General features: G+C 69.4%; 12 protein-coding genes and 1 pseudogene. 12 read left to right on the top strand and 1 reads right to left on the bottom strand.

Annotation, left to right across the window (positions count from 1 at the left end):
* The first annotated feature begins 220 nt into the window (after positions 1-220).
* Positions 221-394 (top strand): hypothetical protein, encoded by a 174-nt coding sequence (locus OV079_RS15550; protein ID WP_267769403.1) that lies wholly within the window; start codon positions 221-223, stop codon positions 392-394.
* A gap of 116 nt (positions 395-510) precedes the next feature.
* Here OV079_RS15550 and OV079_RS15545 read toward each other — a convergent pair whose 3' ends face one another.
* Complete coding sequence (locus tag OV079_RS15545) at positions 511-1,239, bottom strand: 2OG-Fe(II) oxygenase (RefSeq protein ID WP_267769402.1); 729 nt, start codon at positions 1,237-1,239, stop codon at positions 511-513.
* Positions 1,240-1,406: 167 nt separating this feature from the next.
* Here OV079_RS15545 and OV079_RS15540 point away from each other — a divergent pair, with 167 nt between their 5' ends.
* From OV079_RS15540 to OV079_RS15490, 11 genes and pseudogenes are all read left to right on the top strand, one after another.
* On the top strand, positions 1,407-3,314 hold the full coding sequence (locus tag OV079_RS15540; RefSeq protein ID WP_267769400.1) for an acyl-CoA dehydrogenase family protein: 1,908 nt from the start codon (positions 1,407-1,409) through the stop codon (positions 3,312-3,314).
* Positions 3,315-3,765: 451 nt separating this feature from the next.
* Positions 3,766-5,145: a DNA methyltransferase gene (locus OV079_RS15535; protein ID WP_267769398.1), complete on the top strand. Its 1,380-nt coding sequence runs from the start codon at positions 3,766-3,768 to the stop codon at positions 5,143-5,145.
* A gap of 169 nt (positions 5,146-5,314) precedes the next feature.
* Positions 5,315-6,723, top strand: a pseudogene (locus OV079_RS15530) (sigma-54-dependent transcriptional regulator).
* A 9-nt stretch (positions 6,724-6,732) separates the two neighbouring features.
* On the top strand, positions 6,733-7,788 hold the full coding sequence (gene gspC, locus OV079_RS15525; protein WP_267769396.1) for a type II secretion system protein GspC: 1,056 nt from the start codon (positions 6,733-6,735) through the stop codon (positions 7,786-7,788).
* Positions 7,785-9,581: a secretin N-terminal domain-containing protein gene (locus OV079_RS15520; RefSeq protein WP_267769394.1), complete on the top strand. Its 1,797-nt coding sequence runs from the start codon at positions 7,785-7,787 to the stop codon at positions 9,579-9,581. Before gspC ends, OV079_RS15520 begins: the two co-directional genes overlap by 4 nt.
* Positions 9,497-10,324 (top strand): type II secretion system protein GspD, encoded by an 828-nt coding sequence (locus OV079_RS15515; RefSeq protein ID WP_267778549.1) that lies wholly within the window; start codon positions 9,497-9,499, stop codon positions 10,322-10,324. Before OV079_RS15520 ends, OV079_RS15515 begins: the two co-directional genes overlap by 85 nt.
* Positions 10,225-12,066, top strand: a complete 1,842-nt coding sequence (locus OV079_RS15510) for a GspE/PulE family protein (RefSeq protein ID WP_267769392.1) — start codon at positions 10,225-10,227, stop codon at positions 12,064-12,066. The genes OV079_RS15515 and OV079_RS15510 overlap by 100 nt, the downstream gene beginning before the upstream one ends.
* A 6-nt stretch (positions 12,067-12,072) precedes the next feature.
* Complete coding sequence (gene gspF / locus OV079_RS15505; RefSeq protein ID WP_267769390.1) at positions 12,073-13,311, top strand: type II secretion system inner membrane protein GspF; 1,239 nt, start codon at positions 12,073-12,075, stop codon at positions 13,309-13,311.
* A gap of 26 nt (positions 13,312-13,337) precedes the next feature.
* Positions 13,338-13,784: a type II secretion system protein GspG gene (locus OV079_RS15500; RefSeq protein ID WP_267769388.1), complete on the top strand. Its 447-nt coding sequence runs from the start codon at positions 13,338-13,340 to the stop codon at positions 13,782-13,784.
* Between the two features lie 47 nt (positions 13,785-13,831).
* On the top strand, positions 13,832-14,824 hold the full coding sequence (locus OV079_RS15495; RefSeq protein ID WP_267769387.1) for a pilus assembly FimT family protein: 993 nt from the start codon (positions 13,832-13,834) through the stop codon (positions 14,822-14,824).
* Positions 14,821-15,585: a type IV pilus modification PilV family protein gene (locus tag OV079_RS15490; protein ID WP_267769385.1), complete on the top strand. Its 765-nt coding sequence runs from the start codon at positions 14,821-14,823 to the stop codon at positions 15,583-15,585. Before OV079_RS15495 ends, OV079_RS15490 begins: the two co-directional genes overlap by 4 nt.
* Positions 15,586-15,597: the final 12 nt, after the last annotated feature.

The following is a 15,597-nucleotide window of genomic DNA, read 5'->3' as shown; positions in this document are numbered from 1 at the left end:
GCGAAGACGAGCGCGAAGGTCCATCGATGCGAAGCGAATGTCATAGGTCGACGCTAACACGTCGATCGGCTTCGGCAGCACAGGCGAATGCGCGCCCTGCGGCCTGCAGTCGCCGTTCTGCGGCGGTTTACGAGGTCGGCGAGCCTCACGTCGCGGGCGGCCCGACGAAGTCGAACATGGCTTGAAGGACATGTGCCATGTATCGCGGCGCCCGGGTCGCGTGGGCCGGCATCGCAGCTGGGGGCAGAACAACACCAACCTCGGCGAGCCGTACTGGGCCGCCCCGACCGCCGTCCCGAGCCCGAGCGGCACGCGGATCCTGTTCGGCAGCGACTGGGGCGGCGGCGAGACCGTCGACGCCTACGTGGTCGAGCTGCCGAGCTACACGCCCTGAGCGGGCGCCTGTCCTTGCAGACATCCGCGATCCCAAACCGCGAGGATGTCCCCAGGGACAGGTCATCTCTCGCGCAGCTCGCCTGTCCGCAAAGACAGGCGAGTCTCCTCGCCGGATCAGCGCGGCCCGTAGATCACGTCCGAGCGCACCGCATACTTCACGCCGGCCGTCACCTCCGCGCCCTCGTGGAGCAGCAGGTGATCGAACACCACCGCGCCGCCGACCGTGGGCTTCAGCGCGAACCTCACCTTGTTGTCGAACTTGCGCCCGCGGCCCTGGCCGCGGCGCTGCGACTTGTCCTTCTCCTCGAAAAAGCGGGTCGCGCCGCCCTCGAACTCCGCGTTGAGAAAGATGACCAGCGACTCGCGCGTCTCGCCGAGCGGCACCGCGGTGCGGACATCGACGTGCGGTGAGAAGCGCATCCCGACCTCGTAGCGGTACACGCGGAAGCGGAAGTTGAGCCCGCGCAGCGGCGCCCCCTCGTGCTGCGGACCTACGACCCCGCGGATCCGCTGCCACAGCCCGTCCGCCAGCTCCGGCGCGTCGAACACCACCCGCAGGTTGTTGCGGGCCGCGAGGTTGACCCGGTACGTGTCGTCGCCGATCGCCAGGCCCGCGTGGGTGAAGCCGATCGCCTCCGCCGCCGCGATCAGTCGCTTGCACTCTTTCGGCGACATCACCCCGTGGAGCACATGCACCCCCGGCGCCACCTCTTCGCGGCGGGCGGTCGCCTCGCGGTCCGCCTCCAGGACCGCCTCCGTCAGCGCGTGGGGCGCCGCGTGAAACGTCGCCTCGCGGCGGAACGACTCGTGCTCGCGGCTCCGCATCCCCTTGCCTCGGCTCACGGTCCTCCTTTTATCACGCCCCCATGCGGCGCTCCGCAGTGCGGACATTCGACCGCGAGAGCGCCGCTCGCGCAGGCCCTCGAACGGCTCAAACTGCCTCCAGCCCGCCGCCTGCACGGACTTTTCCTGAGCTTGCTCAGCATATCGGCCTCGGCTAGTGTCGTCTCGTGGCCAACTACTTCGACGACAACGAAGACCTCCAGTTCTACATGGATCGCGGCCTCGACTGGGCGCCGATCGTCGGGCTCGTCGAGCAGGACTTCCGCATCCCCGGCGGTTACGCCTCGCTGGACGAGGCGCGGGCCGCCTATCGCGACATCCTCGGCATGGTCGGTGAGTTCGCCGCCGAGCAGGTCGCGCCGAAGTCGATGGCCATCGACGCCAAGGGCGTCCACTTGAAGGACGGCGAGGGCCACCTCGCGCCCGAGACCGACGCCCTGTTCGAGCAGATCAAGGGCCTCGACCTCCACGGTCTGGCCCTGCCGCGCGAGCTCGGCGGCATCGGCTGCCCCGCCGTCGTCCACTTCATGGTGTGCGAGCTTCTGGCGCGGGCCGACAACGTCGTCATGACGCACTACAACTTCTACAGCGGCATCGCCCTGATGCTCCTGCTGTACTCGGTGCACGAGGGCTCCACCACCTTCGACCGCGAGCAGCGGGTCATCACCGGCACGCGCTTCCAGCCCGAGATCGCCGAGATCCTGCGCGGCGACGCCTGGGGCAGCATGGACATCACCGAGCCCGACGCCGGCAGCGACATGGCCGCGCTCAAGGCCCGCGCCGAGCAGGACGAAGAGGGCAACTGGTTCATCACCGGCCAGAAGATCTTCTTGACCTCCGGCCACGGCAAGCACCACATCGTCATCGCCCGCACCGAGCCCGACAAGCCCGGCCTCGGCGGCCTGTCGCTGTTCCACGTCCCGGCCTACGAGGACATGCCCGACGGCACGCGGCGTCGGATCGCCGTGATCGACCGCCTCGAGGAGAAGCTCGGCCACCACGGCTCGGCCACCGCCGCGGTCAGCTTCGACCGCGCCCCCGGCCGCCTGGTCGGCAAGCGGGGCGAGGGCTTCCAGCTCATGCTGCTGCTGATGAACAACGCCCGCGTCGGCGTCGGCTTCGAGTCGATCGGCGCCTGCGAGGCCGCCTACCGCAAGGCCAAGGCCTACGCGGCCGAGCGCCGCAGCATGGGCAAGTCGATCGATCGCCACGAGATGATCGCCGACTTCCTCGACGAGATGCAGACCGAGATCCTCGGCCTGCGCGCGCTCGCCATGCAGTGCGCCTACCACGAGGAGCTGCACCAGCGCACCAAGATGCAGGGCGTGCTCGACACCGACCCCGACAGCATCGAGCGGGCGCGCGTGCTCAAGCAGGCCAAGCGCCACGCCAACCGGGCCCGCCGGCTCACCCCGCTGCTCAAGTACATCGCCAGCGAGAAGGCCGTCGAGATGGCGCGCAAGTGCATCCAGATCCTCGGCGGCGCCGGCTACGTCCGCGAGTACGGGGCCGAGAAGCTGCTGCGCGACGCCATGGTCCTGCCGATCTACGAGGGCACCAGCCAGATCCAGTCGCTCATGGCGATGAAGGACGCGATGAGCGGCATCATGCGCAACCCGCAGCGCTTCCTCACCCGCGTGGCGCAGGCCCGCTGGCGCAGCCTCTCCGCCCTCGACGCGCTCGAGCGCCGCGTCGCTCGCCTCACTTCGCTGACGCTCGCCGCCCAGCAGCACCTGATCCAGCGCACCGCCGCCGACAAGCTGCGCGGCCTCGGCAAGCACAAGATCACCGAGTGGTCCAAGGAGTTCTTCCAGAACTGGGACCCCAAGCGCGACTTCTCCTACGCCATGCTGCACGCCGAGCGGCTGACGCGCCTGATGGCCGACACCGCGATCGTCGAGATCCTCCTCGAGCAGTCGCGCAAGCACCCGGAGCGCCGCAGCATCCTCGAGCGCTGGCTCGAGCGCGCCGAACCGCGCTGCAACGCCCTCTACGAGGAGATCACGACCCGGGGCGACCGCCTGCTGGCCCAGTTGCGCGACCAGCAGGAGGACGAGGCCGCCTCGGCTCGCTGAGCCCCGCGGTCCCGGTCGGCGCCGGCCGGTCTGCCGCGAGCGGGCCGCGCCGGCGCGCGCATTTCGGGCCAGCGGCCGCGAGATCGGGTACCGTCCGGCCCCCATGGCCGCCCGCTCCCGATCCGCCGCCGAGCCGCGCCCCGCGACCGCCCGACGCGGACGGGCGCGCAAGGCCACCACGGACGAGTCGGGCGCACCTGTCGAGCCGCGTCGACCCACACCGCGCCCCCGTCGCACCGGCGGTAGCGAGCGGACCCGGGAGGCCGCTGCGGACGAGTCGCAGTCTGCGACCCCCCGGCGCGCGCGGGCCCATGAGACCTCGGGCGCCGAGCCACGCCGAGCCGCGCGGTCGAGCGTGCGTAAAGCCGCGCCCGCCGAGTCGCACCCAGCCGCGCCGAAGAACGAACGTACCCCCGAGGTCGCGCCCACCGAGCCGCGACCTGCCCGGCGCGTGCAGGGTGGGGTGGCCACCGCCGACGTCGTCGTGTCCGCGCGGGTCGGCGACAACGCCGAGCTGTTCGCCCAGATCCTCGAGTTACATGTCCCGAAGGGCAGCACCGTCGCCGACGTCACCTACGGCCTCGGCGTGTTCTGGCGCCGCGTCCCCGACGGGGCCTACACCCTGCTCGCCAGCGACATCGCCCTCAAGCCGGATGTCCCCGCGCGCGCCGGCGCGAAGCTGACGAGCGGCGTCGACTGCCGCGCCTTGCCGTACGCCGACGCCAGCCTCGACTGCATCGTCCTCGACCCGCCCTACATGGAGGGCATGTACCGCCGCAGCGTCGACCACATGGCCGGCTCCGGCACCCACGCCGCCTTCCGCCGCGCCTATTCGGCGGCCGCCGTCACCGAGTCGGGCCCCAAGTGGCACGACGCCGTCGTCGACCTCTACGAAAAGGCCTGCCGCGAGGCCGCGCGCGTGCTCGTGCCCGGCGGCGTCCTGATCGTCAAGTGCCAGGACGAGGTCAGCGCCAACAAGCAGCGCCTCACCCACGTCGAGCTGATCACGGGCGGCGAGTCGCTCGGCCTCTACTGCAAGGACCTGTTCGTGCTCGTGCGCCCCAACAGCCCCGGGGTCAGCCGGCTCAAGGCCCAGGTCCACGCGCGCAAGAATCACTCCTACTTCCTCGTGTTCGAGAAGCGCCGCCTGGCGATCCGCAGCGTCCGCGACTTCGCGGCCGGCGCCGACATGTCCGCGAGGACGGCCACGGCCGTCCCCGAGAAGCTGCCCGAAGAGACAGGCGCGGGCCCGAGCAAGAAACCGCGCAAAGTCGCCACCAAGCGCGCTGTCGGCGATGACATGTCCTCCAGGACAGGCCCGTCGAAGCCGGTCGTCCCCGAGAAGCTGACCGAAGAGACAGGCGCGGCCCCGAGCAAGGAACAGAGCAAAGCCGCCACCAAGCGCGCTGTCGGCGATGCCACGCCCTCCAGGACAGGTCCGTCAAAGTCAGAGACGCCGGTGGAGCCCGAGGCGATCGCGCAAGCCAGGGCCGCGAGCACCCGCGCGACCGCGAAGCCCGCCGAAGCGGAGATGTCCCAAGAAACAGGTGCACCGCCACCTGCGACCCTACCCAGCAACCCGAGCGAAGCGCCCGCCGGGACCCATAGGTCCGTCGAGACAGGCACGCCCCAGGCCGAGCGCCCACCGGCCACGCCGGCGACAAGGGCCATCACCGCCAATCTGTCCTTCGAGACAGCCCCCCGCACTGCCTCGGCCTCGCCTCCGTCGCAGCTGCCGCTCCTCGACCTGTCCCAAACGCCAGCCCCCGAGTCCTCCCCGGGCCGACCCCGCCGCCGCCCAGCCAAGGCGGGGCAGGGGGGTGGCGGTTGAGGCGCCGGGAGTTGCGCGCGAGAGCCGCGCTTGCCATTTTGGCAACCCGCCTCGGACGGCCTGACAATTGCGCGTGACACCCTCGTTCTGGCTCCAGGAGTTGCTTTAGAATCATTCGCTTTTCACCGAGGACCCCGAATTGCACACCGCGGGTTCGACTCGAGCGCCCATGACCAGCACCGCCCGTACCCCGACCATCCTCGTCGTCGACGACGAGCCCAGCATCCTCGACGCGCTGCAGAAGGTATTGGCGAAGGAGAACATGTCCGTTCGGACAGCCTCGAGCGGACAGCAGGCGCTCGACATCCTGCGGAACGTGCCGGTGCAGGTCATGATCACCGACCTGCGCATGCCCGGCATGACGGGCGAGGACCTGCTCAAGGCGGTCAAGGCGCTGACCCCCGAGGTCGAGGTGATCATGATGACCGCCTACGGCACCGTCGAGAACGCGGTCGGGGCGATGAAGCTGGGCGCCTACGACTTCATCTCCAAGCCGCTCAAGCGCGCCGCCATCATCGCCGCCGTGCAGAAGGCGCTCGACAAGCACGCGCTGGTCGCCGAAAACCGCGAGCTCAAGGCCCAGCTGGCGGCCGCGACCAACCGCCCGATCGTCGGCAACAGCCAGGTGCTGCGGGCCGCCCTCGACATGGCGCGCCAGGCCGCGGGCTCGTCGGCGACCGTGCTGCTGCTCGGCGAGAGCGGCACCGGCAAGGAGCTGTTCGCCCGCTACATCCAGCAGCACAGCCCGCGCGCCGCTCGGCCGCTGGTGCCGACCAACTGCGCCGCGCTGCCCGAGTCGATCCTCGAGAGCGAGCTGTTCGGCCACGAGAAGGGCGCCTTCACCGGCGCGGTGCGGGCCCGCGAGGGCCGCTTCCTCGAGGCGCACACCGGCACGCTGTTCCTCGACGAGATCGGCGAGATCCCGCTGCACATCCAGGTCAAGCTGCTGCGCGCGCTGCAGGAGGGTGAGATCGAGCCGGTCGGCGGTCGCCTGTCGAAGGTCGACGTGCGCCTCATCTGCGCCACCAACCGCGACCTCTCCGAGGAAGTGAAGGCCGGGCGCTTCCGCGAGGATCTCTTCTACCGCATCAACGTCATCCCGATCCGCGTGCCCCCGCTCCGCGATCGCCTCGAGGACGTGCCGCTGCTGGCCGACCACTTCCTGCGCATCTTCGCCGGCAAGCACGGCAAGCCGGTGTCCGGCTTCACCGAGGCCGCGCTCTACCGCATGGGCAATACGGCTGGCCCGGCAACGTGCGCGAGATGGAGAACGCGGTCGAGCGCGCGGTCGTGCTGTGCCGCGGCGGCCTCGTCGACGAGAGCGACCTCCCGCCGGAGCTGCGCGACCCGCAGGCCGGCCATGGGCGTCAGATCACATTCTCCGTGGGGACCCCGCTGGAGGAGGTCGAGCGCCGGATGATCACGGAGACGCTAAAGTTCACGCGCGGCGACAAGCGGTTGGCGGCCGACCTGCTCGGCATCGCCACCCGCACGATCTACCGCAAGCTCGAGTCCGGCGCGCAGCCTGCAGAGCCCGCGCCGCGCGTCGAGTCGGAGAGCGACGAGGTCATCCACTAGCGGAGAGCGATGGAAGCCGTCTTCAAGCAGCACTTCTGGGTCGTCAAGGCGCTGGGCCTCAGCGTCGCCGCTGCGTTCGCCGCCTCGGCGTTCACCACCTGGCTCGGCACCTCGTACATCTACGAGACCCCGACCGACGAGGCCGAGGCGACCGGCACCGACACTGACGGCGCCAAGGAAGAGGAAGAGGACGAGGAGGACAAGCCGATCATCAACCCGCGGCTGATGTCGAGCCCCTCGCGCGGCCCCTCCGCGGCCGACCGCAACAAGGTCACGCAGACCATCCTCTCGCTCAACCTGTTCTGCCCGACCTGCACCAAGGTCGTCACGCCCGAGACCGGCCCCGGCGGCCCCGCGGTCGCGCCCGACCTCGGCCCCGGCGAGCTGCCGCAGGTCGCGGGCGGCAAGCAGCCCGGCGAAGGCCCGTGCACGCAGCCGCTGCGGCTCATCGCCACGATGGAGACCAACATGCCCGAGTACTCGTGGGCGACCATCCGCGACGAGGAGGACGGCAGCGTCGGTCCGTACTGGCCCGGCGATCGCATCCGCTCCGGCGTCTACCTCGTCAGCGTCGAGCGCAGCCTCGTCCACGTCAAGAACGGCGGCGCCCTCGAGTACATCGAGCTCGGCGTCGAGCCGCCGAAGCCCTCGGCCAAGCCGCTGCAGGTGGCGGAGAAGAAGGAAGACGCGCCGCCGGCGGCGGGCGCCATCCCCGGGGCCGAGGACGCGATCAAGTGCGAGAGCGAGAACTCGTGCACCGTCGATCGCATGTTCATCGACAGCCTGTTCGCCAACCCGGCCGCGCTGACCAAGCAGGCGCGGGTGATGCCGTCGATCAAGGACGGCGAGACCAAGGGCTTCAAGTTCTACGGGATCCGCCCGGGCAGCCTGCCCAAGCTGCTCGGCATGAAGAACGGCGACCTCCTCACCTCGGTCAACGGCATCGAGCTGAAGTCGGTCGACCAGGTCATGGGCCTTTTGACCAAGATGCGCAGCGCCAGCAACCTCCAGGTCACGATTGAGCGCAAGGGCGAGTCGATCACCAAGGACATCACGATCCAATGATTGCGCGTAGCAACCCCGTCCGCCCGACTGCACTGGGCCTCGTCTCTCTCGGTCTGGCCGCTCTGACGCTCGGCCCGACCACCGTCTCCGCGTCCGCGCAGGATCCGACCACCGGCAGCCGCGGCGGCGAGCTGATCGGCGACGAGGGCGGCGGCACGCCCGGCGGCGGCCCGATCCCGTTCAACACGTGCAAGAAGACCCCGCGCGGGGCCAAGTTCACGATCACGTTGCCGAAGGAGACCGAGCTCGAGGACCTCGTCAACTGGATCATGTCGATCACGTGTCAGAAGTTCATCTGGGACCGCAAGGTGCGGTCCGGCAAGGTGACCATCCTGTCGCCCGAGCCGGTCACGGCCGAGGAGGCCTACGCGGCCTTCTACGCCGCGCTCGAGACGATGGGCCTGACCGTGGAGCCTTCGGGTCGCTACTTCAAGATCGTCGAGACCACCGACGCCAAGAACCGCACACTGCCGACCTACGGCGACGACGCCAACGCGCCCAACAGCGACCGCTTCGTCACCAAGCTGATGCGCGTCAAGCACGGCAACAGCAAGGAGATCAGCGACGTCCTCGGCCAGCTCAAGAGCAAGGCGGGCAGCGTCGACCTGGTCGGCAACCTCCTCATCATCACCGACAAGGGCTCGATGGTGCGGCGGCTCGAGACCTTCGCCGCCGAGCTCGATCAGCCGATGGGCAGCGAGAAGATCTTCTTCTACCAGCTGCAGTACGCCAACGCCGAGGAGGTCGCGCAGATCATCCGCGACATCTTCGGCGAGGCCAAGGCCAGCGGCGGCGGCGGCGGCGGCGGCGGCGGGGCCACGGGCGGCCGCGCCGGTCGGCGGGCCAGCGGTGGCGGCGGTGGCGGCGGTCAGACCGACTCGGCGATCAGCCGCGTGATCGTCGACGAGCGCAGCAGCACCCTCATCATCGTCACCACCGAGTCCGACTACGTCGTCATCCGCAAGCTGATCGAGCGCCTCGACGTCAAGCTGCCCGGCGGCGGCGGCCGGATCCACGTCTACAAGCTCAAGAACGCCGACGCCACCGAGGTCGCGCAGGTCCTCTCGCAGCTGGCCACCGGCGCCAAGCAGGCCGCCCAGGCCTCGCAGCAGGGCGGGCAGAAGCCGCCCGCGGGCAATCCGGTCAGCGCCGACCTGTTCTCCGGCGACGTCAAGGTCACGCCCGACCCGGCGACGCGCTCGCTGGTCATCATCGCCTCGGCGGCCGACTACAAGAACTTGGAGCCGGTGATCGAGAAGCTCGACCGCGAGCGGCGCCAGCTCTACATCGAGATCTACATGCTCGAGGTGAGCATCAAGCACAACACCGACGCCGGCGCGGGCGGCCACTTCGGCTACCCGATCAGCACCGAGCTCGGCGGCACCGCCGGCACCGCGATCGGCATGGTGGGCAGCGCGCCGACCCCCGCGCTCAACTCGCTGCTGCTCTCGCCCGACTCGCTGAAGAACTTCACCCTCGGCCTCATCGGTCCCCCGCTGCTCAACTCCGGCACCATCCTCGGCACCGGCCGCGACGTGCCGGCCTTCGGCGCCATCATCCAGGCGCTGCAGAGCAACAGCGACGTCAACGTCGTCAGCGAGCCGCACATGTACGCGGCCGACAACCAGGAGGCCACCATCGAGGTCGGCCGCAACGTCCCGACCCCGGCGCCCTGTCCTTCGGAGCAGGTGGCGGCGGCGGCACCGGCCTGGTCCCGCTGCAGTCCGTCGAGCGCCAGGACGTCACCCTGCGCATCAAGGTCAAGCCCTACATCAACGACGAGCGCAACGTGACGATGGACGTCGAGGTCGAGGACCGCGACATCACCGAGAAGGACCCGGTCCTCGGCGTCACCACCACCAAGCGGCGCATCAAGCTCGACAAGATCGTCGGCCGCGACGGCCAGCCGGTCGTGCTCGGCGGCCTCATCCGTGACCGCGAGAGCGAGAACGTCAAGCAGGTCCCCGGCCTCGGCTCGATCCCGCTCCTGGGCTGGCTGTTCAAGAACCGCGTCAAGGAGAAGGAGAAGATCAACCTCCTCCTCGTCATGGTCCCGCACATCATCGACAGCCCCGACGACGTGCGCCGGATCCACGAGCGGCGCGACAAGGAGCGGCTCGAGTTCATCGAGCGCGAGACCAACTTCCGCAAGCGCGAGCTCAAGAGCAACATCAACTACCGCAAGAAGTCCGGCATCTTGGCCGCGATCGACAAGGAGGCCCGGCGCATGGAGCAGGAGGAGCTGCTGCTGCGCCGCGCCGAGGAGGAGATGCGGCGCGAGATCATCACCGGCGAGCTCGGCCTCAGCCCGCGCTCGGCCGCGGTCGACGACAACGTCGGCGGCGAAGGCGGGCGGCGGCGCGCCGCCCGCGACGGTGAACCCGGCGCCGGTGATCCGGCGCGAGCCCTGAAGCTATCCTGTTGTCTGAGATGCCCATGGACACCGCCCTCAAGACCACCGCAGAACGCAACGCCGGCTCGACCTTCGCGCCGCTCGGGGTCCGTCCGCTCGCGCGCCCGCTCGGCGAGATCTTGATCGAGATGGGCTGCGTCACCGCCGAGGCGCTCGCCGAGGGCTTGCAGGCGCAGCACCTCGAGGGCGAGAAGATCGGCGAGACGCTGGTGCGGCTCAAGCACTGCTCCGAGTGGGACCTCGCGCGCGGCCTGGCGCGGCAGTTCGGCCTGCCCGCCCGCGAGAACACCGAGATCAGCGACATCCAGGACGAGCTGGTCGAGCAGCTGCCGATCCAGTACGCGCGCGCCAACAAGGTCCTGCCGTACCGCCTCGACCGCGAGCGCGGCGTGCTCAGCGTCTACGCCGCCGACCCGCTGCGACTCCTCGACCTCGACGACCTCGGCACCCTCTACGACGCCGACGTCGACGTCACGCTGATGCCGGAGTCGAACGTCCTCGAGATCATCAACCGCACCTACGCGCGGCGCACCAAGGACGTCGACCTCGAGAAGAAGGAAGAGGAGTACGAGGAGGAGGACGAGGACATCCTGCATGCCTCGGCCGAGGACGCGCCGATCATCCGCTTCGTCAACAGCCTGATCTTCAACGCCTCGAAGGAGAAGGCCAGCGACATCCACATCGAGCCGGGCGACAAGGAGATCATCGTGCGCAACCGCGTCGACGGCGTGCTGCACGAGGTCAAGCGGGCCCCCAAGGCGCACCTCCCCAGCGTCATCGCCCGCGTCAAGATCATGGCCGGCCTCAACATCGCCGAGAAGCGGCTGCCGCAGGACGGCCGCATCCGCCGCAAGATCGCCGGCAAGGAGGTCGACATGCGCGTCGCCACCGTGCCCACGGCCCACGGCGAGCGCGTCACCGTCCGTCTCCTCGACAAGTCCGCCGTCGCGCTCAAGCTCGACAACATCGGCATCGCGGCCGACCACCTGCGGATGATCCGCGACGTCATCAACCGGCCGCACGGCATCTTCCTCGTCACCGGCCCGACCGGCTCGGGCAAGACGACCACGCTGTACTCGGCGCTGACCGAGATCAACACGCCGGACCTCAACATCCTCACCGTCGAGGACCCGGTCGAGTACCAGCTCGCCGGCATCTCGCAGGTGCAGGTGCAGAGCAAGATCAACCTGACCTTCGCGGCCGGCCTGCGCTCCTTCCTGCGCCACGACCCCGACGTGATCATGGTCGGCGAGATCCGCGACGTCGAGACCGCCGAGATCGCGATCCAGGCGTCGCTCACCGGTCACTTGGTGCTCAGCACCATCCACACCAACGACGCCGCGACCGGCATCACGCGCCTCGTCGACATGGGCGTGCAGCCGTTCCTGGTCGCCTCGTCGCTGGTCGCGCTGCAGGCCCAGCGCCTGATCCGCCGCGTCTGCGTCCACTGCTGCGAGCCGTACCGGCCGCTCGCCACGGAGCTCGAGGAGATCGGCATCATCCCCGCGGCCTTCTACGCCGGCGAGCAGGCGCTCAAGGTGCCGGTGCGCGACGAGAACGGCGAGGTCATACCGCTGTCGGTGCCCGAGCCGCGGCGGCTGCCGCCGCGCGGTCACGTCTACCGGGCCGTCGGCTGCGACAAGTGCCAGGGCAGCGGCTACTCCGGGCGAACCGGCGTGTACGAGGTCTTGATGGTCAGCGAAGAGGTCCGCCGCCTGGCGATCCGCAACGCCGACGCCATGCAGATCAAGCAGGCGGCGCTGGCTCAGGGCCTGCGCACGCTCCGCGACGACGGCGCGCACAAAGTCGTCTGCGGCATCAGCACCCTCGACGAGGTCCTGCGCGCGACCTCGGTGGAGTCGTAACGGAGCATGCCGGCGTACGCGTACACGGGCCTGCGCAAGGACGGCAAGACGGTCAAGGGCGTCGAGTCGGCCGACACGGTCGCCGCGCTCAAGGCCAACCTCAAGCGCGCCGGCATCTTCCTCACCGCGGTCAGCGAGACCACGGCGCAGGTCGCGGCCGCGGGCGGGGCAGGCGGCCGCGAGGTGGACCTCGGGGCGCTGTTCGACCGTATCTCGCAGAAGACGGTCTCGCGCACCACGCGGCTCTTGGCCACGCTGCTGTGCGCCGGCGTCACGCTGCCCGAGTCGCTGTCGGCGATCACCGAGCAGAGCGAGAGCCGGCGGCTCAAGGGCATCCTCAGCGACATCGCCAACAAGGTGAACGAGGGCAGCTCGCTGGCCGACGCCTGCGCCCGCTACCCCGACGTGTTCCAGCCGCTGTTCATCAACATGGTCCGCGCGGGCGAGGCGTCCGGCTCGCTCGAGACCGTGCTCCTGCGCATCGCCGACTTCATGGATCAGCAGGAGGAGCTGAAGGGCAAGGTCACCTCGGCGATGATCTACCCGGCGATCATGACCGTGCTGTCGGGCGGCATCATCACGATGCTGATGCTCAACGTGGTCCCGCAGATCACGGAGATGTTCGAGGGCATGAACGCCCAGCTGCCGTGGAACACCGCGTTCCTGATCTGGCTCAGCGACTTCATCGCCGCCTGGTGGTTCATGATCATCGTCGGCTTCTTCGCCGCCGGCTGGCTGTTCCGCCGCTGGCGCAAGACCGACATCGGCCGCGCGACCGGCGACACCATCCTGCTCAAGCTGCCGATCATCGGCGACCTCGCGCGCAAGCTGGCGATCGCGCGGTTCGCCCGTACACTTGCGACCATGCTCGCCAGCGGCGTGCAGCTGCTCGCGGCGCTCGACATCGTGCGGGCGCTGCTCGGCAACTGGGTGCTCGAGAAGGTCGTCGCCACCGCCCGCGACAACATCCGCGAGGGCGAGGGCATCGCCCCGGCGCTCAAGCGCAGCGGCCAGTTCCCGGCCCTGGTGACGCACATGATCTCGGTCGGCGAGCGCTCCGGCCAGCTCGAGCAGATGCTCACCGACGTCGCCAACGCCTACGACCGCGAGGTCAACACCGCGCTCACGCGCATGACCGCGCTGCTGGAGCCCCTCATGATCGTGTTCATGGGCGGCAGCGTCGGCTTTATCGTGTTCTCGATCATGCAGCCGATCATGATGCTCAACGAAATGGCCGCGCAGTAGCCCGAGTACCTCAGGAGAGACCACCCATGAATCCGCAACTTCACACCGTCCGCCAGGCCGTCCGCCGCCGTCGTCAGAGCCGCGGCATGACGCTGATCGAGATCCTCGTCGTGCTGGCGATCATCGGCCTCATCGTCGGCGGCGTCAGCGTCGTCGCCTTCAACGCGCTCTCGGACTCGAAGGTCAAGGTCGCCTACAACGAGGTGGTCGAGATCCAGAAGCTCAGCGAGCAGTACATGCTGCAGAAGAACGACAAGTGCCCGAAGAGCATGGCGGACCTCAAGGCCGCCGGCGTCACGGCGCGCGTCAAGAAGGACCCGTGGGGCGAGGAGTACGTCATCGTCTGCCCCGGTCAGCACGGCCCGGTCGACGTCACCTCCAACGGCCCCGACAAGAAGCCGTCCGGCGGCGACGACGTCAACAGCTGGGAGGACCCGAAGGAGATCGAGGCCGCCAAGGAGGAGAAGAAGTGATCGGGCGCTAGCCCCGATCGTTCTCTCCCGCGAGGATCGTCATGGCCATGCGGAGTCGACATACGGCAGCGCGGCGCGGGAGCCTCGGCTTCACGCTGATCGAGGTCCTCGTGGTCATGGGGATCCTCGCGCTGCTGATCGGCTCGGTGATCACCGGCCTCGGCGCCAGCAAGCAGGCGCAGGTGGCCCGCGTCACCAACCAGCTCGCCAACACGATCCGCTTCGCCTACAACAAGGCCCGCGTCACCGGCACCTACTACCGCCTCCTCATCGACATCGACAAGAACTCCTTCACCATGCAGCGCGGCGACGACCGCATGTACCTGCCCGCGACCGACCGCTACGGCCGGATCGTCGTCATCGACCCGGGCAAGGTGAAGGAGAAGGAGGAGCGGGACAAGCGGGCCGAGGAGAACTACAACCGGTCGCTGCAGGCGCGCGTCCTCGACGCCGTCAAGGGCGCGCCGGTCGGCAAGCCCGGCCAGACCATGGGCCCGATGGGGCAGCCCATGGCGAGCGTGGCCCAGGGGACAGGTACTCCGGGACAGCCGACGAAGGCCGGCACCCCGGGCGCGCCGGCGACCCCCGGGCAGCCCGCGGCGGCCGGCGCGGCCAAGCCGGGCACCACGCCGTCCTCCGGCTCGTCGCTCGACAAGTACATCACGCCGCCGAAGAAGGTCCCGCGGCGCAAGCCGCCGATCTTCGGCGCCTTCGAGGACGACAACAGCCTGTCGGAGCTGCGCAAGCCGTTCAAGTTCCCGGCCGAGGTCAAGGTCATCGCCGTGCGCACCGCCGAGGACCTCAAGCCGATCACCAAGGGCGAGGCGAGCCTCTACTTCTTCCCGCAGGGCCACACCGCTGGCGCACATCCACGTGCAAGAGGTCGCCAACCCGGAGAACGAGTTCACGATCATCGTCAAGCCGCTGACCGGCCGCGTCGAGGTCAAGGAGGGCCACATCGACCTGGCGCTGCAGGAGGACCCGACGGCGATCCGCGACGACCTCGGCAAGAAGATGAACCGGAGGGCGTTCTGACATGACCTCGCCCGACACCAAGCGCCCGCGGCTGCGGCCGCCCGAGCAGCGCTACGCCGCCGCAGGCTTCACCCTGCTCGAGGTCATGATCGCCATGGCCGTGCTGGCGCTGTCGTTGACCTCGATGCTCACCTCGCAGATGGCCAGCCTGCGGGCTACTCGCTACGCCCAGACCATCACCTCGGTGGCGTTCCTCGCCGACTACCAGCTCATCGAGACCGAGTACATCGTCCGCAAGGAGGGCGGCTGGGTGCTCGAGGACAAGTTCTACGAGGGCACCTTCGCCGACCAGGGCTGGCCCGACGTCAAGTACAAGTGCATCGTCGACTTCCTCAAGCTGCCGGAGTTCACCGAGCTGCGCGCGGCCAAGGACGACACCGACCGGGCCAACCGCGGCGAGAGCAGCATGTACTACCGCAGCGCCGCCGATCAGGCGTTCACGGCGCTCGGCATGGTCTGGACCCCGGTCAAGCAGGCGATCGAGCGCTCGATCCGCAAGGTCAAGTGCACGGTCAAGTGGAGGAACGGCAACCTCGACGAGGAGTTCATCGTCAACACCTTCTGGGCCGACCCGGAGAAGCTCAAGCAGCTGCCCGGCCTCGGCGGCGAGGCGAAGGAGGGCGACCTCGGCGACGAGAAGCCGCAGGGCGGCGGGGCCGGGACCGGCACAGGGACCGGCACCGGCACCGGGGCGCAGCCGGCCGGCGGGCGCCAGACGGGCGCGACGGGGCCGGGCGCGAGCATGGGCATGGGAGGGAAGCGATGAGCGCCATCGGCC

It is taken from the genome of Nannocystis pusilla (assembly GCF_026626665.1).
In the GTDB taxonomy this organism is placed as follows: Bacteria; Myxococcota_A; Polyangia; order Nannocystales; family Nannocystaceae; genus Nannocystis; species Nannocystis pusilla.
The sequence above is the reverse complement of the archived record's forward strand: the minus strand, read 5'-3'. Positions and strand labels throughout refer to the sequence as shown.